This window comes from Janthinobacterium sp. BJB301 (assembly GCF_002735685.1).
Taxonomy (GTDB): Bacteria; Pseudomonadota; Gammaproteobacteria; order Burkholderiales; family Burkholderiaceae_D; genus Janthinobacterium; species Janthinobacterium lividum.
Genome location: NZ_PDZJ01000001.1, coordinates 367,320 through 391,023 on the forward strand (window position 1 = coordinate 367,320; position 23,704 = coordinate 391,023).

Genomic DNA, 23,704 nt, shown 5'->3' on the forward strand with positions numbered 1-23,704 from the left:
AACAGAGTAAAATGGCGTTTTACTTATTCAAGCCTGATTACTTCGATGACCACAACCGCTACTCCCGTCCGTACCCGTTTCGCTCCCAGCCCGACCGGCTATCTGCACCTGGGCGGCGCCCGCACCGCTTTATACAGCTGGGCGTATGCCCGCCACTTCGGCGGCACGTTCGTGCTGCGCATCGAAGACACGGACGTGGAGCGTTCCACGCCGGAAGCCGTGCAAGCCATCATCGAAGGCATGAAGTGGCTGGGCCTGGACCACGACGAGGGCCCGTTCTACCAGATGCAGCGCATGGACCGCTACCGCGAAGTAGTGGCACAGATGCTGGCCGAAGGCACTGCATATCACTGCTACTCGTCGCCGGAAGAAGTTGAAGCGATGCGCGAGCGCATGCGCGCCGCCGGCGAAAAGCCGCGCTACGACGGCACCTGGCGCCCGGAGCCGGGCAAGACCCTGCCGGCCGTGCCTGCCGACCGCAAGCCCGTCGTGCGCTTCAAGAATCCGCTCGATGGCGACGTGACCTGGGATGACGTGGTCAAGGGCACGATCACGATTTCGAACCGCGAACTGGACGACCTGGTGATCGCCCGCCCGGACGGCACGCCGACGTACAATTTCTGCGTGGCCGTCGACGACTGGGACATGCAGATCACGCACGTGATCCGAGGCGACGACCATGTCAACAACACCCCGCGCCAGATCAACATCCTGCGCGCCATCGGCGCACCGCTGCCCCTGTACGGCCACCTGCCGATGATCCTCGGGGCGGACGGCGAAAAGCTGTCGAAGCGCCATGGCGCCGTCAGCGTGATGGATTACCCGGCGCAAGGCTTCCTGCCGGAAGCGATGCTGAACTACCTGGCGCGCCTGGGCTGGAGCCATGGCGACGATGAAGTGTTCTCGACCGAGCAGTTCTGCGAGTGGTTCAACCTGAACCATCTGTCGAAATCGGCGGCCCAGTTCAACAATGAAAAACTGGCCTGGCTGAACAACCACTATATCAAGCAGGCCGACAACACGCGTCTGGCCGACCTGGCGCGCCCGCAAATGGCCGCCGCCGGCGCCGTCTTCGAAGGCGCGCCGGACCTGGCGCAAGTGCTGGGCATGATGAAAGAGCGCGCCAACACGGTCAATGAACTGGCTGCCGCCTCGATGCTGTTCTTCCGCGAGCCGCAGCCGGAAGCGGAACTGGTCGCGCAGCACATCACGGATGCCATCAAGCCCGTGCTGGCGCAGTTTGCCGAGCGCATCGCCACGGTGGAGTGGAGCAAGGAAGCCGTCGCCGCCATGATCAAGGAAGTGCTGGCCGCGAACACCATCAAGATGCCCCTGCTGGCCATGCCTTTGCGCCTGATCCTGACGGGCCAGTTGCAGACCCCGGCCATCGACCAGGTAGTGGTGATGTTCGGCCGCGACGCCGTGCTGGCGCGCCTGGCAAAGTGGTTGTAAGCATCGCGATTAAATCGCCGTAAAAGAGAGTGCGGAAACCGCCCCTATGAAAAGTTGCTCATAGACGAAAAAGGGTATTTGCAGAGTGAAACTTCTTTGCTATACTCTTGTTTCTGCACCAACGGGGGTATAGCTCAGCTGGGAGAGCGCTTGCATGGCATGCAAGAGGTCAGCGGTTCGATCCCGCTTACCTCCACCAGCAGCAAAATCGCAGTCAGGTTTTGTTAGACGTTGAAGTGGTGCAGTTGTTGTTTGGAAGTTCCGCGGTCCCCATCGTCTAGAGGCCTAGGACATCACCCTTTCACGGTGAGTACAGGGGTTCGAATCCCCTTGGGGACGCCAGGTAGTTGTGGTATAGTAGTGGCAGTTGTTTGTACTGATTGTTGTAAATTCAGGCCCGTAAAAAGCGGAATCTGGATGGAAAGCAAGTAGTGGAACAAAGTCGCCAAGTGCGGCTTTTATTATTTCTGCGCCCGGGGGGTATAGCTCAGCTGGGAGAGCGCTTGCATGGCATGCAAGAGGTCAGCGGTTCGATCCCGCTTACCTCCACCAACAGCGCAGAAGTAAGGTGGTAAAACTGTAGTGCCGAGGTCCCCATCGTCTAGAGGCCTAGGACATCACCCTTTCACGGTGAGTACAGGGGTTCGAATCCCCTTGGGGACGCCAGTTCATTCTGGTGTTGTAGTTGTAAAGAAGTAGCAGTGTTTCTGCGCCCGGGGGGTATAGCTCAGCTGGGAGAGCGCTTGCATGGCATGCAAGAGGTCAGCGGTTCGATCCCGCTTACCTCCACCAACAGCGCAGAAATCACATGATAATCAAAGTCGCCTCGAGCGGCTTTTTTTATTTGTGCTGTCGATTTCTTCGCAGGTGGTCGTGGTTAGCTGCCGTCAACCTCCGCCAATAGCATTAAGTCACAAGATATTCAAAGTCGCCTCGGCGGCTTTTTTTGTGCCTATTGGTTGCATGGATATAACTGACAGTGATTTACGGAGTGGTTACATTTAGCTGGCGGCTTGATTGCATCAAGCCTGCTGATAAAAAATGGACCATCACATTGAGGAGACAGGATGCACCGCGTATTTTTTGCCAGTTTTTTTCTTGCCGCCGTTATGCACGTTCCCGCGCATGCGGAGGCGCCGCCTGCGGCGAAATTCGATCCCGGTGCGCTGAAGTTGCAAAAGGGCCCGTTCAATGACGTGCTGGTGCTCGGTTCGCCCCATTTGGCGCAATTGCCAAAATCGTTTGATCCGTCTCAATTGAGCTTGCTCAATGAGCGCCTGGCGGACTGGCGGCCGGATGCGATCGCGATCGAGGCGCTTTCCGGTTTGCAGTGTGCTTACCTGCGCGCCTATCCGCAGCGCTATGGCGATACGGTGAAAGCGTATTGCTATGACACTTCCGCCGCGCAGGCCGCCACGGGGCTCGATGTGGTCGCGGCCACGGCGCAGGCGGAGGGTTTGCTGGCCGCCTGGCCGGCGGCGCCGTCTGCCGCGCAGCGGCGTACATTGGCCTCCCTGTTCCTGGCCGGTGGCGAGCGCGCATCGGCGCTGGTGCAGTGGCTGCGCCTGCCCGCGGATGAGCGGCGCGCCGGTGACGGCGTGAGCGAGCCCTTGGCCGCAAACCTCAATTCCCTGCTGATGCAGCGCAACGAGAGCTATCAGATCGCTGCCGTGCTGGCAGCGAAGAGCGGGCACGAGCGGGTGCATGGCATGGATGACCATACGTCCGATATGCCTGTTGACGATGAAAAGGCGTATGCCAAGGCGATCAGGGCGGCCTGGAATAACTCCTTTTCGGCCGAGCGCAAGCGCATCCATGCCGGGTTTGAGGAGCAATTGACGACGCCTGCCGGTGTGCTGGCGATCTATCGCGCCTATAACGGACACGCCGAGGCGGATCTGGCCTTCCGTGGCGATTTTGGCGCGGCGCTCGAAGAGCCTTCGCCGCAGCGGTATGGCCGCAACTACGTCGCCTCCTGGGAGGTGCGCAACTTGCGCATGGCGTCGAATATCCGTGAAATCATGGCGGCGCGCCCGGGTATGCGCGTGCTGGTCATCGTCGGCGCATCCCACAAGGGCTATCTGGAGGCGTATCTTAACCAGATGCATGATGTGCGCATCACCAGTACGGACGATATCTTGCGCTAAGGAGTGCTTTTGCCGCGCCGGGAGGTTGGCGCGGTTTTTCCTGCATGCCTGGCGTGCTGTTGCTTTGCATATCTTCCTGCCATCATCTTGTTTCCATAGGGAAGGGGGATGCAAAAAGGTGGAAAATAAGAAGGCCAGCAGTTGATTTCGTGAATCGCTTCGTGTTAAACTTCGCGCACGCTTTTTTGAGGGGCTAAGCAAAGCCTTCAACGAAGAGTCCGCTGAGAGTAAAGCCAGCACAGGTCCCCATCGTCTAGAGGCCTAGGACATCACCCTTTCACGGTGAGTACAGGGGTTCGAATCCCCTTGGGGACGCCAGGATTTAGTTGTAAAGTAAGAGTGCAGTGCTGAATGGGCCTGACAAGTCAGGCTTTTTTTGTTTCTGCCATATTGCTGCAGTACCGGGTCAGGATGCAAAGTAGTGCATTCAGGACAGATTTCTGTCCCCATCGTCTAGAGGCCTAGGACATCACCCTTTCACGGTGAGTACAGGGGTTCGAATCCCCTTGGGGACGCCAGATTCGCAAGTAGTAACAGGTCGGGATGCAAAGCAGCGCATTCAGGACAGATTTTCTGTCCCCATCGTCTAGAGGCCTAGGACATCACCCTTTCACGGTGAGTACAGGGGTTCGAATCCCCTTGGGGACGCCAGACCGGCTGAATCAGCCAACAAAAAAGCCGCCTGGTAACAGCGCGGCTTTTTTGTTATGGGTCGCCATGCCCACGTTTTTCTCTTTCCGTTCAATATGCCACTTCCTATCGATCGCGCACCATCCCTGGCCATCTTCTGCAAAGTCGTCGACAACTACGGCGATATCGGCATTTGCTGGCGCCTGGCGCGGCAGTTGAGCGGCGAGCATGCCGTGGCCGTCACCCTGTGGGTCGATGATTTGCCGAGTTTCCGGCGCATCTGCCCGGAAATCGACGTGGCGGCCGAAGCGCAGCATGTCTCCGGCGTCACGGTACGCCACTGGCGCGGCCAGGATGGCGCGTTCGTGCCCGGCGACGTGGCCGACATCGTCATCGAATTCTTTGCCTGCGACATTCCGCCCGGCTATATCAGCGCCATGGCGCAGTGCGCGCCGCATCCCGTGTGGCTGAACCTGGAAGGCTTGACGGCGGAAGAGTGGGTCGAGGGCTGCCACGCGCTGACGTCGCCGCGCCACGGCATGATCAAGCATTTCTTCTTTCCCGGCTTCACGAACAAGACGGGCGGCTTGCTGCGCGAAGCGGCGCTGGATGAGAAAAGGCTGGCGTTCCAGGCCGATGCACCCGCCATGGCGGCATTCCTGAGTCAATTCGGCGTGACGGCGGCGGAAATGCGCGCCTTGAAAATATCGCTGTTCTGCTACCCGTCCGCGCCGGTCGCCGAGCTGTTTGCGGCCTGGCAGGCAGGGAGCGAACCCATGACGTGCCTGGTGCCGGAAGGCGTCGCGATCGATGCCGTTCAAGCGTTTATCGGCGACGATGCGGCGGTATCTGGTGCGGCGCGCACGCGCGGCGCGCTCACCGTGCGCGTGCTGCCTTTCGTGCCGCAAGACGATTACGACCGCCTGCTGTGGGCCTGCGACGTCAATTTCGTGCGCGGCGAGGATTCCTTCGTGCGCGCGCAATGGGCCGGCCAGCCGTTTCTCTGGCATATCTATCTGCAGGATGAAAACTTGCATCACGTGAAATTGCGCGCCTTCCTGCAGCGCTATGCGGCAGATGCGGACGGCGCCATCGACAGCCTGGTGCAGGCGGCGCTGGCCTGGAATGGCGCCAGCGCGGACGCCTTGCCGTGGTCGCAGCTGTGGCCCGCATTGCAGGCCGATTTGCCGCGCATCAGGGCGCGCGCGCAGGACTGGCAGCGGCAGATGCAGGCTAATGGCGATCTGGCAAGTAAGCTGCTGGCGTTCGCTGGCGCGACGAGATAGGCGCTTGCTCAAAATTAAGGTAAAATGCCCGGTTATTTCTAACGTATTTTTAACCGATCAAACGCAAGCTTGCGGCGCTGATGGCGCACAGGCGGCAGATGGTCTTCATGCAACCCACTTTTTACGTACATTCCTATGAAACCCGCAAAAGAAATTCGTGTTGGCAATATCATCATGGTCGACAGCAAGCCAATGATCGTGTTGCGTTCTGATGTCAACGGTTCGAGCCGCACGGGCTTCACCTACAAATGGAAGATGAAAAATCTTCTGACGAACACCCCGATGGAAAACGTGTTCCGCGGCGACGACAAGTTCGACGTTGTTGTTCTGGATAAAAAGCCAGTGACGTATTCGTACTTCGCCGACCCGCTGTTCGTTTTCATGGACACTGAGTACAACCAGTACGAAATCGAAGAAGAAAACCTGGGCGAAGCGCTGAACTACCTGAAAGATGGCATGGAATGCGAAGCCATTTTCTACGACGGCAAAGCTATCTCCGTTGAACTGCCTACGACCATCGCCCGTCAAGTGGTGTACTCGGAGCCAGCGGTCAAGGGCAACACGTCGGGCAACGTCCTGAAAGAAGCCAAGATCGAAAACGCCATCGACGCGCACCGCCACACCGTGCAAGTGCCGCTGTTCGTGGCACAGGACGACGTCATCGAAATCGACACCCGTACCAACGAATACAAGCGTGTCGTACGCAACTGATAGATCGTTGCACTGCGCCGCTCGCATGGCCCGGCATACGCCGGCCTGGCTTGCTCCAGTGCTGGATGATCAAGAAACGCTGCCTTCGGGCGGCGTTTTTTTTGCTTAAAAAATAATTCCCTTCAACAACAATTGTGTTGCAGGGACTGCTATGCTATGGCTAGAACATTATTGCGGTAGAAACATTGAAGTTTCCTGGAGATAGCATGCAGCGCAGTCAGATGTTACGCAGTGGCGCGTCCCGGGGCGTGGCGCGTCCCGTGCTGGCCCGTGCCTCGGCGCCCGCCAGCCCCATGGCCCATCTGCTCGATGCCGGCGTCTTGCCGCAACAGCAAATGATGCAGGCAGGCAAACTCAGCTCCCATGCCCTGACGTCGCAGTACCTAGGGCGCATCCGCTCGCTGTGCAGCATCGGCGCGCGGACCTATCCCGGCATTGAAATCAATCCCGATGCGTTGAAAATTGCCCTGGAAATGGACCGCGAGCGGCAGGTGTACAAGGTGCGCGGCCCCTTGCATGGCATTCCCGTCGTCTTGCGCGACAATATCGCCACGGGCGACCGCATGAAGACGCGCACGCAAGCCCCCCAGGCCACGCAGGCCAGCTGCGATTCCTTTGTGGCGGCGCGCTTGCGCGCGGCCGGCGCCGTCATCATCGGCAAAAGCAATTTACGCCAGTGGGCTGCCGTCAGCGTGCCGCATGCCACTGCCAGCTGGGCCGGGCTGACCATCCTGGCCGTCGACAGCGCCGCGGACGGTTCCATCGTCGCGCCTGCTTCAGACTGCGGCCTGGTCGCCATCAAGCCCACGGGCAGGGCCGCTGGCGGGCAGGGCGGCGAGCCAGCCATGGCCGGGCCGATGGCTCCCAGCGTGCGCGAGGCGGCCTGGCTGCTCGCCGCCCTGAGGGGCGAGCGCCTGGCCGATGGCGTGGTGCTTGATGCCGCCGGCTTGCATGGGCGCCGCATCGGCGTGGCGCGCAGCCTGTTCGGCCTGTGCGCGGGGACCGATGCCGTGATCGGGCAGGCGCTGCTGGTACTGCGCGACCAGGGCGCGGAACTGATCGAGATGCCGCCCGCGCCCGGGCCTGGCGGCATCGAAGCATTGCTGGGCTCGCATGGGCTCGATGCGCTGGTGGGGCCTACCTGCCATGGCGTATCGCAGGCGCCGGCGGCCTTGCCGCATATCACTGTGCCGGCCGGCGTGGCCGGGGGCTCGCCGGTCGGCTTGTCCTTCATCGGTCCGGCCCACGGCGACATGCAGCTCATTGCGATGGCCTATGCGTATGAGCAGGCGACTTTGCACCGGCGCACGCCCGCGCTGCCGGCGAGCATCACCCTGGCGCTGCGCCAGCCATGAATTTTCTTTTCGTTTTCTTTCGATAAACTATGCTTGCAACCTTGCTGCTGAGTGCGGCCGTGACCGCCACCCCGACTCCTTTTGACGCCGCGCAATTGTCTGGCAGCTGGTCCGACAGCGTCAATACGAACAGTGTTTGCGAAGAGGCGCGGCACTTTACGCGCATGCAGCTGTCTGACGATCATCAGCGGCTGGCGATCTTCAACGACCGTACGTGGAAAAGCAAGCTGGGTGAAACCAACCGCTTTGCCGCGACGGTGGTGGCGGAAACGGAGCACAGCCTGACGTTACGCTATGACAATGAAACCCGCCTCAATGCCGCTGGCAAGCTGGTGGAATGGCAATTGATCATCGTCGCGCCCGGCGTGTACCGCTGGCGCGAGACGGGCTGGCCGGAAGGCAAGGTCAACGGGGTCGTCGGTATCCGCTGTTCTCCCTGAGACGGTGCGCAAGCATGCCATTCTGCTATGCTGCCGGCATTACATGATGCTTTTAGGAGATTGCATGTCAGCACGTTTGCTGTTCCCCCTGTTCCTTGGTGCCGCCGTGGCGCTGGCCGCGCTGCCGGCGCACGCGCGTACGCCCAGGCTGTCGCTGATCGAGCAGGCGCAAAGCTGCGACGGCGGCCACACCTGCCCGTATTTCCCCGACGTCTACAAGGCGGACTACGCGTTTCGCAAGGCCTTCAATGTGGGCTTGAAAAAAGCTGGCCTGAAGCGGCAGCGCTGGGTGCCGGATGGCGTGGCCAGCCCGCTCAAGCCCGTCGAGATCGACGGCAAGGCGCGTCTGCTGAGCAGTGTCTGCGAACCGCACAATTGCGGCCACCGCTACTCCATCCTGTACGACCCGGCCGAGCGCAGCATGACGGGTGTGTATATGGGCAGCGATGGCAAGGGCGGCTTGCGCACTGTCTACTTCGGCGAACCCAGCATCGCCGAAGCCGACCTGTTGTTCAAGAACTGATGCACGCGCCACTGCGCATCTCCAGCGAACGCGGCGAGCTGGACGTGGCCATGATCCACCGCTACCTGAGCGAGCAATCGTACTGGAAGCGCGGCGTGGCGATCGAAACGGTGCGCAAGGGGATCGCCAACGCGCTGTGTTTCGGCGGCTATGTGGATGGGCAGCAGGTGGCGTTCGCCAGGGTCATCACCGATTACACGGATTTTGCCTACCTGCGCGACGTGTTTGTGCTGCCGCCATACCAGGGGCGCGGCTATGGCAAGCAGATCGTGGCCGCCGCGCTCGGCGATGCGCGTGTGCGCGATGTCGTCTGGATGCTGGGGACCGATGACGCGCACGGCCTGTATGCCAGCTTTGGTTTTGCGCCACTGGAGGCGCCACACAAGTATATGCGTCGTCCTGCAGCGTGAGAATTATCAAAACAACCTTTAGGTGTCAAGAGAACTATTAACATTATTGTACGCAATAATGTTGCATTGATAATGACATCATGTCATTATGCGCGCTCTGCAGCTTACGCAGCGGTGCGTTGCTGGTGCTGTGCTTTGCCGTCGCTACCTGGCGGGGCAAAGGTGGTGAGCGGTCCGATTGGTCGTCCCTGGCACGTTTTCTCGTCACTTTAAAGGAATACATCATGAAACAATATGGCGCCGAATTTCTCGGCACGTTCTGGCTGGTCCTGGGCGGTTGCGGCAGCGCCGTGCTGGCCGCTGCCTTTCCCGGCCTCGGCATCGGCTTTGCCGGCGTAGCACTGGCCTTTGGCCTGACGGTGCTGACCATGGCTTACGCCATCGGCCACATCTCGGGCTGTCACCTGAATCCTGCCGTCTCGATCGGCCTGTGGGCCGGCGGCCGCTTCCCCGCCAATCAACTGTTGCCATACATCATTGCGCAAGTGCTGGGCGCCATCGTGGCCGGCGGCGTGCTGTACGTGATCGCCAGCGGCCAGGCCGGTTTCGATGTCAGCAAGGGCTTTGCCTCGAACGGCTTCGGCGCCCATTCGCCGGGCGGCTATTCGATGCTGTCGGCGCTGGTCATTGAAATTGTGCTGACGATGTTCTTCCTGATCGTCATCCTGGGCGCCACCGACAAGCGCGCGCCGGCCGGCTTCGCCCCGCTGCCGATCGGCCTGGCGCTGACCCTGATCCACCTGATCAGCATTCCCGTCACCAATACCTCCGTCAATCCGGCCCGCAGCACGGGCGTGGCCCTGTACGTGGGCGATTGGGCGACGAGCCAGCTGTGGCTGTTCTGGCTGGCACCGATTATCGGCGCCTTGCTGGGCGCGCTGGCATACCGCTTGATTGCAGGCGAAAAAGAGTAGGCTTCAACATGTAAAAAAGCAGCCCGCGGGCTGCTTTTTTCATTTAATCGGCGCCGCGCCACTCGCTCAGGTAATGCTGCGGCGTGCGGCCCAGGATGCGGCGGAACATGGCGCTGAAGGCGCTGGGGCTGGCGTAGCCCAGCGCATAGGCGATGGCCGCCACGCCTTCACCCCGATCCAGGCGGCAGAAGGCCTCGGCCAGGTGGACTTGCTGCAGCCATTGGCGGTAGTGCAAGCCCGTTTCCTTGGGGAATAAACGGATCAGGGTGCGCGCGCTGGCGCCCGCGTCCTGCGCCCAGTCCTCGATGCTGCGCCGGCTGCCGGGCGCGCTCATGATGGCCGAGCAGACGGCCACCAGGCGGCGGTCGCGCGGCCAGGGGATGGCGAGGGGGACGGTATCGGCCCCCGCCAGTTCCGACAGGATCAAATGCGCCAGCCAGTCACCGCGTCCCGCCAGCGCATATTCGATCGGTTCGGCCAGCAAGGCCAGGATCAGCTCGCGCAACAGCCGGCTCACTTCCAGTACCTTGCAATCGGCGCCATATTGGGCCGCTACCTGCGCATCGATGTACACGGTGCGCATGCTCAGTTCGCTCAAGATGTGAACTTCATGCACGACGCCCACGGGGATCAGCAGGGCGCGCCGCGGCGGCAAGATCCACACGCCGTGTCCGGTGGAGACGCGCATCACGCCTTCCGTCGCATACAGCAGTTGCGCCCGCACATGGCTGTGCGGCGCCGTGTAGTCGCCCGCCACGTATTGCCTGGACATGGCCGTCACGGGGCGCGGCACGTGCTGGTAATCGTGCGAGCTGGTGCTGCGGCTGAACGGCACGCCATCGGGGTGGGTCTGGGCGGGGTGGTGGGTGTACATGTGGGTCGTTGGATTGTCACCTGATTGTCACTTAGTTGTCACTTGGGCGACGATTATTGGAAGTTGTCAGTTCAGTGACCATACTATACTGGCTTCTTTGCCGGGCCGCCTGCCGTGCCCGATTATTGCGGATGACACATGCACACAACCACACCTGCCCCAGCACTGGCCAAGCCAGTGCCGGCGGCTCCCTCGCTTCACAGTTCCCAACAACAATCCGGTCTGGCCATGCACATTCTGGGCGCCGTCGCCTTCGTGCATTTGCTTAATGACTTGATCCAGGCATTATTGCCGTCGATTTATCCGATGCTGAAAGCCGAGTTTTCACTCAGTTTTACCCAGGTCGGCCTTATAACCCTGACGTTCCAGTGCACGGCATCGTTGCTGCAACCCTGGATCGGCTTGTACACGGACCGCCGTCCGCTGCCATTCTTGTTGCCCGTTGGCATGTGCTTTACCCTGGCGGGCGTGCTGATGCTGTCCATCGTCTCGACTTTCCCGACCCTGCTGATCGCCTCGGGCCTGATCGGCGTCGGCTCGTCGACCTTCCACCCGGAAGCGTCGCGCGTGGCCCGCATGGCGTCGGGCGGACGCTACGGCTTTGCCCAGTCGCTGTTCCAGGTGGGCGGCAACGTCGGCTCCGCTCTGGGTCCGCTGCTGGCGGCGGCCGTCATCGTGAACCGTGGCCACGGTAATGTCGCCTGGTTCAGCCTGCTCGCTGTGCTGGCCATCGGCGTGTTGTACAAGGTCAGCCACTGGTATAGCGGCCACTTGGCCAGCTTCAAGCCGAAGGCGGGCGGCCATGGACCTAACTTGTCGCGCAACAAGGTGATGGGTGCGCTGGGCGTGCTGGCCCTGTTGGTGTTTTCCAAATACATCTACATGGCCAGCCTGTCGAGCTACTACACGTTTTACCTGATCGACAAGTTCCACCTGTCGCTCGGCGATGCCCAGCTGTACCTGTTCCTGTTCCTCGCCGCCGTCGCGGCCGGCACCTTCATGGGCGGCCCCATCGGCGACCGCATCGGCCGCAAGCGCGTGATCTGGATTTCCATCCTGGGCGCCGCGCCATTTACCCTGCTGCTGCCATATGTCGACCTGTTCTGGACGGCTGTATTGACGGTGATCATCGGTTTCGTGATTTCATCCGCGTTTTCCGCCATCGTCGTCTTCGCGCAGGAACTGGTGCCGGGCAAGGTTGGCATGATCGCGGGGATATTCTTTGGCCTGATGTTTGGCGTGTCGGGCATCGCGGCCGCGGCGATGGGCCACCTGGCCGACGTGTCGGGCATCGCCTATGTGTATAAAATCTGCTCCTACCTGCCGCTGCTGGGCATATTGACGGTGCTGCTGCCGCATATCGAGCAGGCGAAAAAGTAGGCCAGCGTCGCGGGAGGGCTTGACGGCCCGCCCGCGCGCATGCGATATTCTCTTCATGAACTCTTCCATCCTCCATCCAGTCCTTGCATACCGCGCCGCCGCTGCGCTGTGTCCGTGTACCTGGCTTCGCGAGGATGCGGCCCGGCGCCGTTAAACTTTTTACTCCTCATTCCGATGGCCACAGTGTTGAAAAACCTGTGGCCATTTTCTTTTTCCGCAACGCGCATGAAAGTCCTGCATGACACTTCATTTGTACGACACGTATAGCCGCAACCTGCGGCCCTTCGAGACCATCGTCCCTGGCCATGCCGGTATGTACGCGTGCGGCCCCACCGTCTACGATTACGCGCACATCGGCAACCTGCGCACCTATCTGTTCGTCGACGGCTTGCGCCGGGCGCTTGAATTCAACGGCTTGCAGGTGCGCCACGTGATGAATATCACTGACGTGGGCCATCTGACGTCGGATGCGGACAGCGGCGACGACAAGATCGAGGCGCGCAGCGCCCGCAGCGGCAAGTCGGCCTGGGATATCGCCGCCGAATTCACGCGCGCGTTCGAGGGCGATCTGCGCGCGCTGAATATCCTGCCGCCCACCGTCTGGTGCCGCGCCACGGACCACATCGCGGAGCAGATCGCATTCATCCTCGACCTGGAAGCGAAGGGCTATACCTACCGCACGGACGACGGCATCTATTTCGACACGACGCGCCAGGACAGCTATGGAAAACTGGCGCGTCTGAACCGCGACGGCCTGCAGGCGGGGAAGAGGGTGGACCTGGGCGAGAAGCGCGACATCTGCGATTTCGCGCTGTGGAAGTTCAGCGGCGTGCCGGGCCAGCGGCAAATGGAGTGGGACAGCCCCTGGGGCCTGGGTTTCCCTGGCTGGCATATCGAGTGCTCGGCGATGGCGGAAAAACACCTGGGCGCGTATTTCGACATCCATTGCGGCGGTGAAGACCACGTGGCCGTCCACCACAGCAACGAGATCGCGCAAACGGAAGCGCGCCACGGCACGCGCCTGGCCAATTTCTGGCTGCATGGCGCGTTCCTCAAGACCCAGGATGCGAAGATGTCGAAATCCACGGGCGACTTCTTGCGTTTGCAAAGCCTGGTGGAGCAGGGCTTCGATCCGCTGGCCTACCGCTACCTGTGCCTGGGCGCCCATTACCGCAGCAGCCTCAATTTCACGGACGATGCCTTGCGTGGTGCCGCCAGCGGCCTGGCGCGCCTGCGCGTGGCCGTGCATGGCCTGGGTGCTGCGGAAGGCGAGGCCGATCCTGCATGGCATGAGCGTTTCATGAGCTGCGTCAACGATGACCTGAACTACCCGCGCGCGCTGGCGGTGGCCTGGGAGCTGCTGAAAAGCGGGCTGCTGGACGCCGTGAAAAAGGCCACCATGGCCCGCTTCGATGCGGCCCTGGGGCTCGATCTGCTGGCCTGGCAGCCGGCGCAGGTGGCAGTGCCGCAGCCAGTGCAGGCGTGGATGGCGGAACGGGCTATCGCCCGCGCGCAGCGCCAGTGGGCCGAGGCGGACCGCTTGCGCGACCTGGCGCGCGCGGTCGGTTATGACATCGACGATACGCCGCAAGGGCAACAGGCGCGGCCTTTGTGAAGATGTCCTGCATAATGGCCGCCTGATGAAACTGGAGATGCCGTGAAGCGTCGTTTGCTGCTATTGAGTTTTTGCCTTGCCTTGTCGAACTCCGTCCAGGCGGCCAGCGCCTGCCCCGGTTTTCCCGCGCTGGCTACATCGAGCGAGGCGCTGCTGGCGCAGGTGCGCGCGCTGCCGCCCGCCGCTGTGGACCGCGAACGGCAGGCGTGTGCGCCGGCGACCGTCATCGATTTCGCCTACAGCGGCGGAGTGCTGTGCAGTTTTGGCGGTGAAGTGGATGCGGCGACATCCGCCGTCACGCGCCTGGCGGACGGCGGCGAACTGATCGAGTACCTGTATCTGTTCCCGTATGCACCGGCCTCGCATGCGCGTTTGCTGGCGCTGCTGGCCGCGCGGTTTGCGCCTGTCGACAAGGCGGCCTGGCCGGCCTTTTTGAAGACCGCAAGGCCAGGCAAGGAAACCACGGCCCTGTTCACACATGACGGTTTTTATATCTCGCTGGGCAAGCCCACCGAAGGCGATCCGGCCGCATGGTACTCGAATGTGATCTTTGAAAAGATGGACAAGCCGGCGCTGGGCGTGCGCAAAGTGTGCCGGGAGGGGAGCGATGGCTGAAGCGGATGCCTTTCCGGCGGCGCTGGCCGGCACTGTGGCGCAGCTGCTGCCCGCGCTGGGCAGCAGCCGGGCACACCCGCCATTTGCCGTATGCCTGAATGGCGAGGCCTTGCTGATCCCGACGCGCACCTATTACGACCGCGAGCGGCTGCTGGCCTGTACGCGGCTGGCGGGCGACGCGGGCGTGATCGCCCTGTGCCTGGGCACGCGCCACCACGATGGCCATCTGCGCGAAGCGTGTGTGAGGCAGCTGTTGCTGCAGGAGCGGGCGTGGACGGTGCCGTTCGTCGTGCACCTGTGCGGCGAATACGTGCTGGAGATCGTCGAGGCAATTGGCGCGCTGCTGCCGGGATGGAATGCGCAGGCGCTGGCGCGCTACCTGCGGGAGAACCCCGCGTATGTGGATACGCTGCAGCGGCGCGCCGTCAGTTACTGGAGCTGTTACTACCGCAAGCAGCACCCCGTGTGGGAGGATTATCCGGGGTGCAGGGCCATGGCGGCCCTGCGTGCATTGCAGCGGCTTACGCCTCGATAAAGCGCATCTTGAAGCTGCGGCCCTTGATGTTGCCGAAGTCGCGGCCCAGGGTATTGCCCGCGTTCAGGCGCTTGAAGGCTGCTTCTGCCACCTTGCGGTCCAGCGCCACGTATGTCATGAACTCGAACACGTTGATCTTGCCCACCTGTTCCTTGGTGAGGCCAGCGTCGCCCGTCAGCGCGCCCAGCAAGTCGCCCGGACGCAGCTTGTCCTTTTTGCCGCCCATGATGCACAGGGTGACCATCGGCGCCGGCAGCGCCTCCATCCCGTCATCTTCCGCCAGTTCCTTCAGGTCGTGCCATTCGACGGCGCTGTTCTGGTACTGCTCGATCAGCTTGACCCATTTTTTCTCGTTCGGCGCGCACAGCGACAGGGCCAGGCCCTTCTTGCTGCCGCGGCCCGTGCGGCCGATGCGGTGGATGTGCACTTCCGTGTCCTTCGACACGTCGACGTTGATCACGGCGCCTAGGTCGGAAATATCGAGGCCGCGCGCAGCCACGTCGGTGGCCACCAGCACGGAGCAGCTGCGGTTGGCAAACAGCACCAGGATTTCATCGCGCTCGCGCTGTTCCAGCTCGCCGTACAGGGCCAGCGCGGAAAAGCCTTGCTGGCGCAGTTCCTCGGCCAGTTCGCGGCAATGCACCTTGGTGTTGCAGAAGGCCAGGGTCGATTCCGGCTTGAAGTGCTTCAACAGCTTGCCGACGGCGCTGTTACGCTCGTCGAAGCCGATTTCATAGAAGCGCTGCTCGATCTTGTCGTTGTCGTGCTGCGCCTCGACCGTCACTTCCAGCGGATTGACGAGGAACGAGGCCGTGGCGCGGCGGATGTCTTCCGGATACGTGGCCGAGAACAGCAGGGTCTGGCGGCGCGCCGGGCAGGCGCTGACGATGCCGGCGATTTCCTCGTAAAAGCCCATGTCCGTCATGCGGTCCGCTTCATCGAGCACCAGCGTCTGCACGTGATTCAGGTTGATGGTGCCGCGGCCCAGATGGTCGCGCAGGCGGCCCGGCGTGCCGACGACGATATGGGCGCCGTGTTCCAGCGAAGCGATTTGCGGACGCATCGGCGCGCCGCCCGTCAGGGTCAGGATCTTGATGTTGCCAGCCGCGCGGGCCAGGCGGCGCAGCTCATTGGCCACCTGGTCGGCCAGTTCGCGCGTGGGGCACAGCACCAGTCCCTGCACGGCAAACCAGGCCGGATTGAGCTTGTGCAGGATGCCGATGCCGAAGGCGGCGGTCTTGCCGCTGCCCGTCTTGGCCTGGGCGATCAGGTCGCGGCCGTCGAGCACCGCCGGCAGGCTTTGCGCCTGGATGGTGGTCATCTCGTGGTAGCCGAGCGAGTCCAGGTTGGCCAGGAAGGCGGGCGTCAGCGGCAGGCTGGCAAAGGAAGTGGTGGTGTCAGTGGTGGTGTTCATAGGGGCGGAGCCGGTAAAAAGCGGGTGGATGGGCACAGTCTACAGGCGTTCTACGCCCTTGTGCGGATGGTGGTGTGGAAGCTGGCGGCAAACGGCCGCCCGCGCGTGGTATTAATTGTCGGGCGCCCAGATGGGCAAGCCGGTGAGATCCAGGCCGGCGTCGCGCGTCCACACGGGCAGGCCCGTGGCGTCGGTCGGCTCCAGCAATTCGAGCTGCACTTGCTTCAGCGCCACCTTGCGCGGGCGGGCGCGGCGCTGTGGCTCCGGCGCCGGCTCTGGCGCATCGTGCGCTGGCGGCGGGCCGAAACCGGGCAAGTCGATGGTGGCGTTGTCTTTTTTATCTCTCATTTGATAACCTCTGTCCCTGGCCTGCGAAGGCCAAGGGGCGGGCAGCATGCTGTCCGCCTATGTCCATACGCTTTAACTTCATCCACAAAACAAAAGCCCGGCTACAGGAGTCGGGCTCATTGTGAATATCATCGGCAGGAAAAGCAGACCTGCGGATTAAAGTGCGGCACGCAGTGTATCACAGGCGTGCCGCATTGTGGGATGCGCTGTTGTTGTGTCAGCGGAAGCTCAGGGCGCCCGTCAAGTCGCCCGGCGGCAGCGCGCCGCGTGACGCAAAGGCGTCATTGCGCACTTTCAGACCGTCGAGCAGCGGCAAGTCGTGCAGGCGCGTGATCAGGCGCAGGATCGACGTGGTGTCATAAAAACTGTGGTCGACGGCGCCTTTCTTCGCGTATGGCGAGACGACGATGGCGGGAATGCGCGTGCCAGGACCCCAGCGGTCGCCTTTCGGCGGCGCCACGTGGTCCCACCAGCCGCCGTTTTCATCGAACGTGATCACCACGATCATGTCTTTCCACTGCGGCGACTCCTTCAGATGCTGGATGACGTTGGCCACGTGCTGGTCGCCCGACTCGATGTCCGAATAGCCCGCGTGCAGGTTCAGGTTACCCTGCGGCTTGTAGAAGGTCACGGACGGCAGCTTGCCCGCCACGGCGGCGGCGAGGAATTTGTTCGAGATCGGGCTGTCGCCCGTGCCGCCGTCGCGCAGGTGCTCGGCGCGCGCGGCGGTGCCGGGTGCGAACTGCTTGAAGTAGTTCAGCGGCTGGTGGTGGAACTGGAAATTCGGCTTGCTGCCGCCGCCCTTGTGGTCGAGCGCCGCTTGCCAGCCGCCGCCATACCAGGCCCAGCTGACGCCCTTGCGCGACAGCAGGTCGCCGATGGTGTCGTAGGTTTGCGGCGGCAGGGTATTCGCGTCGGCCGGATCGGCGTGCAGCGGGTCGCCGTCGAAGGCGGGGCGGATATAGCTGGGCTGGTATGGCGGCGCCATGGTGTTGACGGCATAGCCGTCCGGCGTGAGGGCGCCGTCATTGACGTATTTCGGCTTGCCATCGAGCGCGGAGGCGGGGCAGTCGGGCGAGATCGCCAGGCGCACGCCTTGCGGGCCGTCGGACAGCACGGCGATCTTTTTCTTTGCCGCCGTCTCGGCCGCGTTGAAGTATTCGTTGGCCCGGCCCGTGACGAGGAACTGGTGGTTCATGTAGGAGCCGCCGAAGGCCGCCATGAAGAAATTGTCGCACAGTGTGTACTGTTCGGCGATCTGCCACAGGTTCAGGTTTTTCGACGTTTCGCCGTAATGGCCCATCACCAGGCCGCCGCTGTCGGCCCATGCGGCAAAGCCGTCGTTCTTGCCGCCGTTGATCTGCATCTGGTTGTTATAGAAGCGGTGCACCAGGTCGCGCGTGATGATGCTCTCGGGCAGGGGCTTGCCGGCCGCATCGCTCAATTTGTAGGGTGCGTTCGGCAGGCCGGAAATCTGGTCTTCCTTGATCAGGTAATCGATGCCGCCGATATTTTGCTGGTTCGGCACCAGGCCGCCCCAGATTTTCGGCAGGGTAGCCAGCGGCTTGCCGTCGCGGTCCAGCTGCTGCGCCTGTTCGGCCGTGACGGCGGACAGGGGGGCGCTGGTGCCGGGGAAGTTGGCGAACAGGTTGTTGAAGCTGCGATTTTCCAGGTAGATCACGACCACGTTCTTGACGTGCGCCTTGAGTTTCGCGTCGAGCGAGCCTTTGGCGATGGTCTTCCTGGCTGGCGCGGCGTCGGCCAATGCCGGCATGCTGGCGGCCAGGCCGACTGCGGAAGCGGCCTGGAAAATGCGCCGGCGCGAGGGATTGGCGGGTTGGTCGGCCGGATCGGCTGGCAGGGCGGGGGCGAGGTCCTTCACACATTCTCCTTGGGTGTCTCTATGGGCACGGGCGTTGGCGGCAATCGCCGGCAACGCCCGTGAAGCGGGAAAATTGTATCACCGGCTCCGCGCCCCTGTGAACTATTCAGCCGCTCTTAGAACTGATAACGCACCTTCAGCGACACCTTGCGCGCCGGGCCATACATGCCCGAGTACCACCAGTCCGACACGGAAGCCGTGTACTGCTTGTCGAACAGGTTGGCCACGTTCACGGTGGCAGAGAGCTTGTCGCTGACGTCGTAGCGCGCCATCAGGCTGGCCACCGAGTACGCCTTCTGTTCCCAGTGCAGGGTACTGTTGATCTGCCACGCGTCGATGTCCGAATACACGCGGCTTTGCCAGTTCATGCCGCCGCCGATGGTCAGGCGATTCAGCTCGCCGGGCAGGCGGTACGTGGTCCACAGTTTCACCAGGTGGCGCGGGAAGGTGGTCTGGATCGCCTTGCCCTCCGCATTTTCCGTCTGGCTGTACGACCACGACGCCGCCACATTCCAGTTTGGCGTGAGGGCGCCCGTCGCTTCCAGGTCGATGCCCTTGGTATCTGCGCCCTTGATGGTGCGGAACGCCGGATCGTTGGAGCCGGGCAGGGTGTGGCCCGGGTCCGTTTCAGCCAGGTTTTTCTGGCGGATCAGATACAGCGCGGCGGACGTGTTCAGGCGGCCATCGAACCAGCCGCTCTTGACGCCCGCTTCATAGGTCTTTCCTTCGCGTGGCGCCAGCAGCTTGCCGTAGCGGTCTTGCGAGGCTTGCGGCTGGTAGATGGTGGAGTAGCTGGCGTAGGCGCTGTGCGTGGCGTCGATGTCGTACACCAGGCCGCCGTATGGCGTGAAGACGCTGCTGTCCGATGCCGGGGATGCGCTGAAAAATTGCGCCTCAGGCGCGTCCGAGATGTAATTTTCGTTGTAGCGCAGTACTTTTGCGCCGGCGATCAGTTTCAGGCGCTCGGAGAGGTTGAGGCGGCTGGCCGCGTAGGCGCTGGCCTGGCGGCGCGTGCTGTCGTAGGTGACGAAGGTACCGCCAAACACGGGCGTTGCCATGCGATTCCAGCGGTACAGGTTGACGGGAGCGCCCTGGATGTCCTTGTCGCGGCGGCCATCCGTCGTGCTTTGGAATTCGTTGTAGTCCAGGCCCAGCACCAGTTCGTGCTGGCGGCCGAACGCGTTGAACGGTCCGCGCACATTGACGTCCACGCTGTTGACCTGCAACTGGTAATCGCGGTAGTCGGCGCTCATGCGCAGGCCATCGCCCGTGGCCTGGTCGGCAAAGGCGGTACTCACGTTCATGAACACGGAGCGCTCTTCCTGAGAAGACTGCACGCGGTTGGCCGAGATTTTCAGCTTCCAGTCGTTTGCCAGCGCGTGTTCCAGGGTGGCGAAGAGGTCGGTCGAATTGGTGCCGAAGCGATTCGACTTGGCCGCCGGGCTGAAGGAGCGGGGCAGCTTGGTCATCGCGCCATTGCTGTAGAACAGGGGGAAGCCCAGGTAGGACAAGGATCCGTTCGAGCGCTTGCGCTGGTGCGTGATGCCGGCTGTCAGTTTCGTGTCGGCGGACAGGTCCGCTTCGATCACGCCATATACCACTTTCTTGTCGCGGCTGTAGCCGTCGATGATGCCGTCGCCTTCCTCGTACAGCGTCACCAGGCGGCCGCGCACGGTGCGCGCCTCGTTCAGCGGACCCGCGATGTCGGCCATGGCGCGCCGTTCATCGTAGGAACCCAGCTCGCCCTCGACGGACGCCTGGAACTGCGCCGTGGGCTTCTTGCGCACCATGTTGATGGCGCCCGAGGCGTCGCCCGCGCCCGTCATCAGGCCCGAGGCGCCGCGCAGTACTTCGATGCGGTCGTACAGCGCCATGTCGGCCAGGCTTTGCGACGGTATCGCATTGAGGCCCAGGTTTTCCGAATGCGTGCTGACGCCATCGAGCTGGTAGTTGGTAATCGCATAGCCGCGCGAAGTAAAGCCGGAGCGTTCGCTGCCCAGCGAGAACAGGGTGATGCCCGGCGTTTGCGCCATGACTTGCGCGATGGTGTTCAGGCCCTGGTCCTGCATGCGCTGCTGCGTGATGACGCTGACCGACTGCGGCGTTTCCCGGATCGACAGGCCCAGTGGCGTGGCCGTGGCGATCGATAGGGTGGAGACATATGTGCCCGAGCCTTCCGTCGCATCCTGCTGCGCCTTGACCGACACTTCCGGCATCATCGACAGCGCTTCGCCGCCCGCCGCCGCATCGGCCGGACGCAGGACAAAGCTGCCGTTGGCGCTGCGCTCGGCCTTCAGGCCCGTGCCGCGCAGCACGCCGTTCAGGGCGGCCAGCACGTCGTGGCGGCCGCTCAAGCCTGCGGACGTCTTGCCGCGCGTCTGTTCCGGCGTAAAACTGAGGATGACCCTGGACTGGCTGGCGACCTGGCGCAGCGCCGCCGCCAGGTCGCCGGCCGGTACCTGGAAATCCTGGATGTTCTGGCTGGCCGCTGGCGCTGCCGCGCTTTCCTGCGCCATGGCTGGCGCCCGGGCGTTCAGCAGCAGGGCCGAACCGATGAAGACGAGTTGGATGGCATACGCCATGCGCTTGATGCGCGGCTTGGAATGAATGGCAGGAGACATGGTTACCTTGTGGTGTAGTCGTCAAAAAGAACGTTGCCTACACAGGTCACGCGAGAATCGAAAGCGGGTACCTTTTTTTCGTTGGCGTCTAAATAAATATTCAACGCTGCTGGCGCGCCTCTACCTGTACCCAGTAGCGCGTGCGCAGGCGGATATCGACGGGCAGGGAGTCGGGCAGCGACAGCAGCACGGCGTCCAGGTCGGCCAGCGGGAAGACGCCGGAAATGCGCAGGCCGGCGACGGTATCGTCGCAGCCCAGCAAGCCGTGGCGGTAGCGGCTCAGTTCATGCACGAAGTCGCGCAGCGGCATGGCGTCGGCCAGCAGCAAGCCCTGGCGCCAGGCCCAGATGTCGGGCGAGACGGCGTGCGCGGGCAAGAGCTGCCGCGCTGTCATGCCGCCGCCCTGGCCTGCACGGATGAGCAGATTGCCATCGCCATGGCGCGGCATCAGCCGGACGGCGCCTTCCTCGACAGACACGAGAGTGCTGCCGCCGGCCTGGCGCACCGAGTAGCGCGTGCCCAGCGCCTGCGCCTGGCCATGCGCGGTTTCGACGAGGAAGGGGCGGTAGGGCATGCCCGTTTCGCGGGCGGTGGCGATGAAGACTTCGCCCTGGACCAGTTGCAGCAGGCGCTGCGTGCCGCTAAAGCGGATATTCACGGCGCTGCCGCTGTTCAGGTGCAAACGGCTGCCGTCGGGCAGGGTCAGCTCGCGGCGCTCACCCACGCCCGTGGACAGGTCGGCCAGCGCGGCGCGGGCCACGTCGGGTGCATATTCCGAGCGCGCGCCGAACCAGCCCGTGATGCCGATGGCCGATACCCACGCCAGCAGTTGCAGGCTGTTGCGGCGCGAGATCGGCGAGGCGAGGCGGGAGCGCTGTGTCAGCGCCTTGCGGCTGGCCTGCGCATCGAGTTCGCGCAAGCCGCCGCTGACGCTTTCGATGTGTTTCCACGCCCGCTCATGGTCGGGATGCGCCTGGCGCCACTGCTGCCAGGCCGTTTTTTCCGCAGGCGTGGTTGCGCCGCTCATCAGGGTGGCCAGCCATTCGGCCGCCTGCATGGCGATCGCCAGGTCGATGGGCTGGCCCTGTGCGTAGACGGTGGCGCCGCGCATGTCAGGCCGCGGCAAAATCGGGCACGGCAAAAAAGCACAGCAGATTGGCCTTGCTCAGGTATTTTTTGACGGAATGCGTGGTGGTGCCCAGTTCGGCGGCGATCTCGGCATAGGTCATGCCGTCCAGGTGGGCCAGCAGGAAGGCGGCCTTGGCCTTGGCGGAGAGCTGGTCCAGCGCGCGGTCGACCCGTTGCAGCGATTCGAGCAGGATGGACATCGCTTCCGGCGAAGGCGTGCAGGCTTGCGGCTGGTGCAGCAGGGCGTCGAGGTAGGCCCGTTCGAGCTCTTCGCGCCGGCAGTGATTGGCCAGCAGGCGCTTGGCGATGGTGGCCAGGAAAGGGCGCGGCTGCGCGATCCCGGCACTGCTGCGCGCAACGAAGATCTTGATGAAGGTATCCTGCGCCAGGTCGCCCGCCAGCCCCGCATCGTGCAGGCGGCGTTTCAGCCAGTGCAGCAGCCAGGAGTGGTGCTCGGCATACAGGGCCTGGAAATCGGATGGCGGGGAAGGGGCGGACAGCATGCGTACAGTCTGGTTTAATCTAAATGAGAATTGTTCTCATAATAGCGTAGCGGCGCGCACCCGGCAATCAGCAAAACGCGGCGTTGCTGAAATGCGACTGCGTGTCCGGACCGCGCGCGGCGCCGGATTTGCGCTGCCGCACGGCAGATGTAAAAGTTTCCTTGGCGCAAGCTTTCATGTGAGAAAATGCGGGCTGTCGATGTGGTGCGGAGCGGAGCGAAAAATGATGTGGATGGTTGGCGGTGCCCTGGTCCTCTTGGTCGCCAGATTCTTATGGTTGGCCTACTTTCACCGGGTCAACGCGATGTCGCGCCAGGCGGAGTTGATGAACTGGCTCGACATCGGCCGGGTGTCGAATGCCGATGGCGGCAAGGATATTTTATTGGCGAGAAACGAGCGCGGCGCCAGGATCGACTGGCGCACGGGCGAGGTCTGGCTGATGAATCCCAAGGTGGCCGAGCCGTTCGCCGATTTCCTCGCCGTCGAGCGCTGGCTGACTTTGCGCGACATGCCGGCGGCGGACAAGCCAGCCGCAGCTGCGCCTGCGCCCGCGGAGCCGGAACCGGAAGCGGCGCCGGATGCTGGCCCCGTGCGCGATACCTTGCCGGCCTTCCAGCAAAAGGTCGATGCTTGCCTGGCCAAGGCGGAGGGCGGCCAGGAGTTGCTGGAAACGAAGCAGGCTTTCGAGGCGGGCAGCGAGCCTTACCTCGAGGCGTCGACGGAACTGAGCAAGACGGCGCTGGAACTCGAAGTGTCGCCGGCGATGGTGGCCACGTTTCATATCAGCGCGTTTGCCGCCCTGGCCGAAACGGCGGGAGCCGACAAGCTGGAACGAGTGGCGGCCAGCCTGCACGCGGCGGCCAGGCAGATCAGGGCCAGCGTCACCGCGTAAAGGCGGGGCAGGGCAGGCATGAATGAAAA

General features: G+C 62.8%; 21 protein-coding genes and 8 tRNA genes. 22 read left to right on the forward strand and 7 right to left on the reverse strand.

The window, feature by feature from the left end; all coding sequences use genetic code 11:
• Window positions 1-45 precede the first annotated feature (45 nt).
• From gltX to aqpZ, 17 genes are all read left to right on the forward strand, one after another.
• Window positions 46-1,452: a glutamate--tRNA ligase gene (gltX, locus tag CSQ91_RS01705; RefSeq protein ID WP_099387198.1), complete on the forward strand. Its 1,407-nt coding sequence runs from the start codon at window positions 46-48 to the stop codon at window positions 1,450-1,452.
• Window positions 1,453-1,575: 123 nt separating this feature from the next.
• Window positions 1,576-1,651, forward strand: a tRNA-Ala gene (locus CSQ91_RS01710).
• A 67-nt stretch (window positions 1,652-1,718) separates the two neighbouring features.
• Window positions 1,719-1,794: transfer RNA gene (locus tag CSQ91_RS01715), tRNA-Glu, on the forward strand.
• 134 nt (window positions 1,795-1,928) lie between these two features.
• Window positions 1,929-2,004, forward strand: a tRNA-Ala gene (locus tag CSQ91_RS01720).
• A gap of 38 nt (window positions 2,005-2,042) precedes the next feature.
• Window positions 2,043-2,118 (forward strand) — tRNA-Glu (locus tag CSQ91_RS01725).
• A gap of 50 nt (window positions 2,119-2,168) precedes the next feature.
• A tRNA-Ala gene (locus tag CSQ91_RS01730) sits at window positions 2,169-2,244 on the forward strand.
• Window positions 2,245-2,654: 410 nt separating this feature from the next.
• Window positions 2,655-3,599 (forward strand): DUF5694 domain-containing protein, encoded by a 945-nt coding sequence (locus CSQ91_RS01735; RefSeq protein WP_257217190.1) that lies wholly within the window; start codon window positions 2,655-2,657, stop codon window positions 3,597-3,599.
• A gap of 242 nt (window positions 3,600-3,841) precedes the next feature.
• Window positions 3,842-3,917: transfer RNA gene (locus tag CSQ91_RS01740), tRNA-Glu, on the forward strand.
• 124 nt (window positions 3,918-4,041) lie between these two features.
• Window positions 4,042-4,117 (forward strand) — tRNA-Glu (locus tag CSQ91_RS01745).
• Window positions 4,118-4,174: 57 nt separating this feature from the next.
• Window positions 4,175-4,250: transfer RNA gene (locus tag CSQ91_RS01750), tRNA-Glu, on the forward strand.
• Between the two features lie 95 nt (window positions 4,251-4,345).
• Window positions 4,346-5,515 (forward strand): elongation factor P maturation arginine rhamnosyltransferase EarP, encoded by a 1,170-nt coding sequence (earP, locus tag CSQ91_RS01755; RefSeq protein ID WP_099387200.1) that lies wholly within the window; start codon window positions 4,346-4,348, stop codon window positions 5,513-5,515.
• 135 nt (window positions 5,516-5,650) lie between these two features.
• A complete protein-coding gene (locus CSQ91_RS01760; protein WP_034758247.1) occupies window positions 5,651-6,226 on the forward strand; it encodes an elongation factor P in 576 nt (191 codons plus the stop codon).
• Between the two features lie 206 nt (window positions 6,227-6,432).
• Window positions 6,433-7,581 (forward strand): amidase family protein, encoded by a 1,149-nt coding sequence (locus CSQ91_RS01765; protein ID WP_099387201.1) that lies wholly within the window; start codon window positions 6,433-6,435, stop codon window positions 7,579-7,581.
• A 29-nt stretch (window positions 7,582-7,610) separates the two neighbouring features.
• Entirely contained in the window at window positions 7,611-8,021 is a 411-nt protein-coding gene (locus tag CSQ91_RS01770) for a hypothetical protein (RefSeq protein ID WP_034778064.1), read from the forward strand.
• A 64-nt stretch (window positions 8,022-8,085) separates the two neighbouring features.
• A complete protein-coding gene (locus CSQ91_RS01775; RefSeq protein ID WP_167468645.1) occupies window positions 8,086-8,544 on the forward strand; it encodes an Ivy family c-type lysozyme inhibitor in 459 nt (152 codons plus the stop codon).
• Entirely contained in the window at window positions 8,544-8,954 is a 411-nt protein-coding gene (locus tag CSQ91_RS01780; RefSeq protein WP_070253439.1) for a GNAT family N-acetyltransferase, read from the forward strand. The genes CSQ91_RS01775 and CSQ91_RS01780 overlap by 1 nt, the downstream gene beginning before the upstream one ends.
• Window positions 8,955-9,178: 224 nt before the next feature.
• Window positions 9,179-9,868, forward strand: a complete 690-nt coding sequence (gene aqpZ, locus CSQ91_RS01785; RefSeq protein ID WP_034778070.1) for an aquaporin Z — start codon at window positions 9,179-9,181, stop codon at window positions 9,866-9,868.
• A 43-nt stretch (window positions 9,869-9,911) separates the two neighbouring features.
• On the opposite strand, the gene CSQ91_RS01790 is transcribed toward aqpZ, so the two are convergent.
• Complete coding sequence (locus CSQ91_RS01790) at window positions 9,912-10,742, reverse strand: AraC family transcriptional regulator (RefSeq protein ID WP_052139850.1); 831 nt, start codon at window positions 10,740-10,742, stop codon at window positions 9,912-9,914.
• Between the two features lie 228 nt (window positions 10,743-10,970).
• On the opposite strand from CSQ91_RS01790, the gene CSQ91_RS01795 reads away from it, so the two are divergent.
• From CSQ91_RS01795 to CSQ91_RS01810, 4 genes are all read left to right on the forward strand, one after another.
• Complete coding sequence (locus CSQ91_RS01795) at window positions 10,971-12,122, forward strand: MFS transporter (RefSeq protein ID WP_034778072.1); 1,152 nt, start codon at window positions 10,971-10,973, stop codon at window positions 12,120-12,122.
• A gap of 238 nt (window positions 12,123-12,360) precedes the next feature.
• Entirely contained in the window at window positions 12,361-13,737 is a 1,377-nt protein-coding gene (cysS, locus tag CSQ91_RS01800) for a cysteine--tRNA ligase (protein WP_099387202.1), read from the forward strand.
• 42 nt (window positions 13,738-13,779) lie between these two features.
• Window positions 13,780-14,352, forward strand: a complete 573-nt coding sequence (locus CSQ91_RS01805; RefSeq protein ID WP_139144567.1) for a hypothetical protein — start codon at window positions 13,780-13,782, stop codon at window positions 14,350-14,352.
• Complete coding sequence (locus CSQ91_RS01810) at window positions 14,345-14,887, forward strand: hypothetical protein (protein WP_099387204.1); 543 nt, start codon at window positions 14,345-14,347, stop codon at window positions 14,885-14,887. Before CSQ91_RS01805 ends, CSQ91_RS01810 begins: the two co-directional genes overlap by 8 nt.
• Here the strand turns inward: CSQ91_RS01810 and dbpA are convergent.
• From dbpA to CSQ91_RS01840, 6 genes are all read right to left on the reverse strand, one after another.
• Window positions 14,874-16,301, reverse strand: coding sequence for an ATP-dependent RNA helicase DbpA (dbpA, locus tag CSQ91_RS01815; RefSeq protein ID WP_099387205.1), 1,428 nt, complete (start codon window positions 16,299-16,301; stop codon window positions 14,874-14,876). The two genes, CSQ91_RS01810 and dbpA, sit on opposite strands and share 14 nt — an antisense overlap.
• A 111-nt stretch (window positions 16,302-16,412) precedes the next feature.
• Complete coding sequence (locus CSQ91_RS01820) at window positions 16,413-16,649, reverse strand: hypothetical protein (protein ID WP_034778081.1); 237 nt, start codon at window positions 16,647-16,649, stop codon at window positions 16,413-16,415.
• A gap of 217 nt (window positions 16,650-16,866) precedes the next feature.
• Window positions 16,867-18,531, reverse strand: a complete 1,665-nt coding sequence (locus tag CSQ91_RS01825) for an acid phosphatase (protein ID WP_099387206.1) — start codon at window positions 18,529-18,531, stop codon at window positions 16,867-16,869.
• 116 nt (window positions 18,532-18,647) lie between these two features.
• A complete protein-coding gene (locus tag CSQ91_RS01830; protein ID WP_099387207.1) occupies window positions 18,648-21,152 on the reverse strand; it encodes a TonB-dependent siderophore receptor in 2,505 nt (834 codons plus the stop codon).
• Between the two features lie 100 nt (window positions 21,153-21,252).
• A complete protein-coding gene (locus CSQ91_RS01835) occupies window positions 21,253-22,263 on the reverse strand; it encodes a FecR domain-containing protein (protein WP_099387208.1) in 1,011 nt (336 codons plus the stop codon).
• Between the two features lies 1 nt (window position 22,264).
• A complete protein-coding gene (locus CSQ91_RS01840; RefSeq protein ID WP_092610191.1) occupies window positions 22,265-22,783 on the reverse strand; it encodes a sigma-70 family RNA polymerase sigma factor in 519 nt (172 codons plus the stop codon).
• 325 nt (window positions 22,784-23,108) lie between these two features.
• Here CSQ91_RS01840 and CSQ91_RS01845 point away from each other — a divergent pair, with 325 nt between their 5' ends.
• Window positions 23,109-23,675: a hypothetical protein gene (locus CSQ91_RS01845; protein ID WP_070280460.1), complete on the forward strand. Its 567-nt coding sequence runs from the start codon at window positions 23,109-23,111 to the stop codon at window positions 23,673-23,675.
• Window positions 23,676-23,704: the final 29 nt, after the last annotated feature.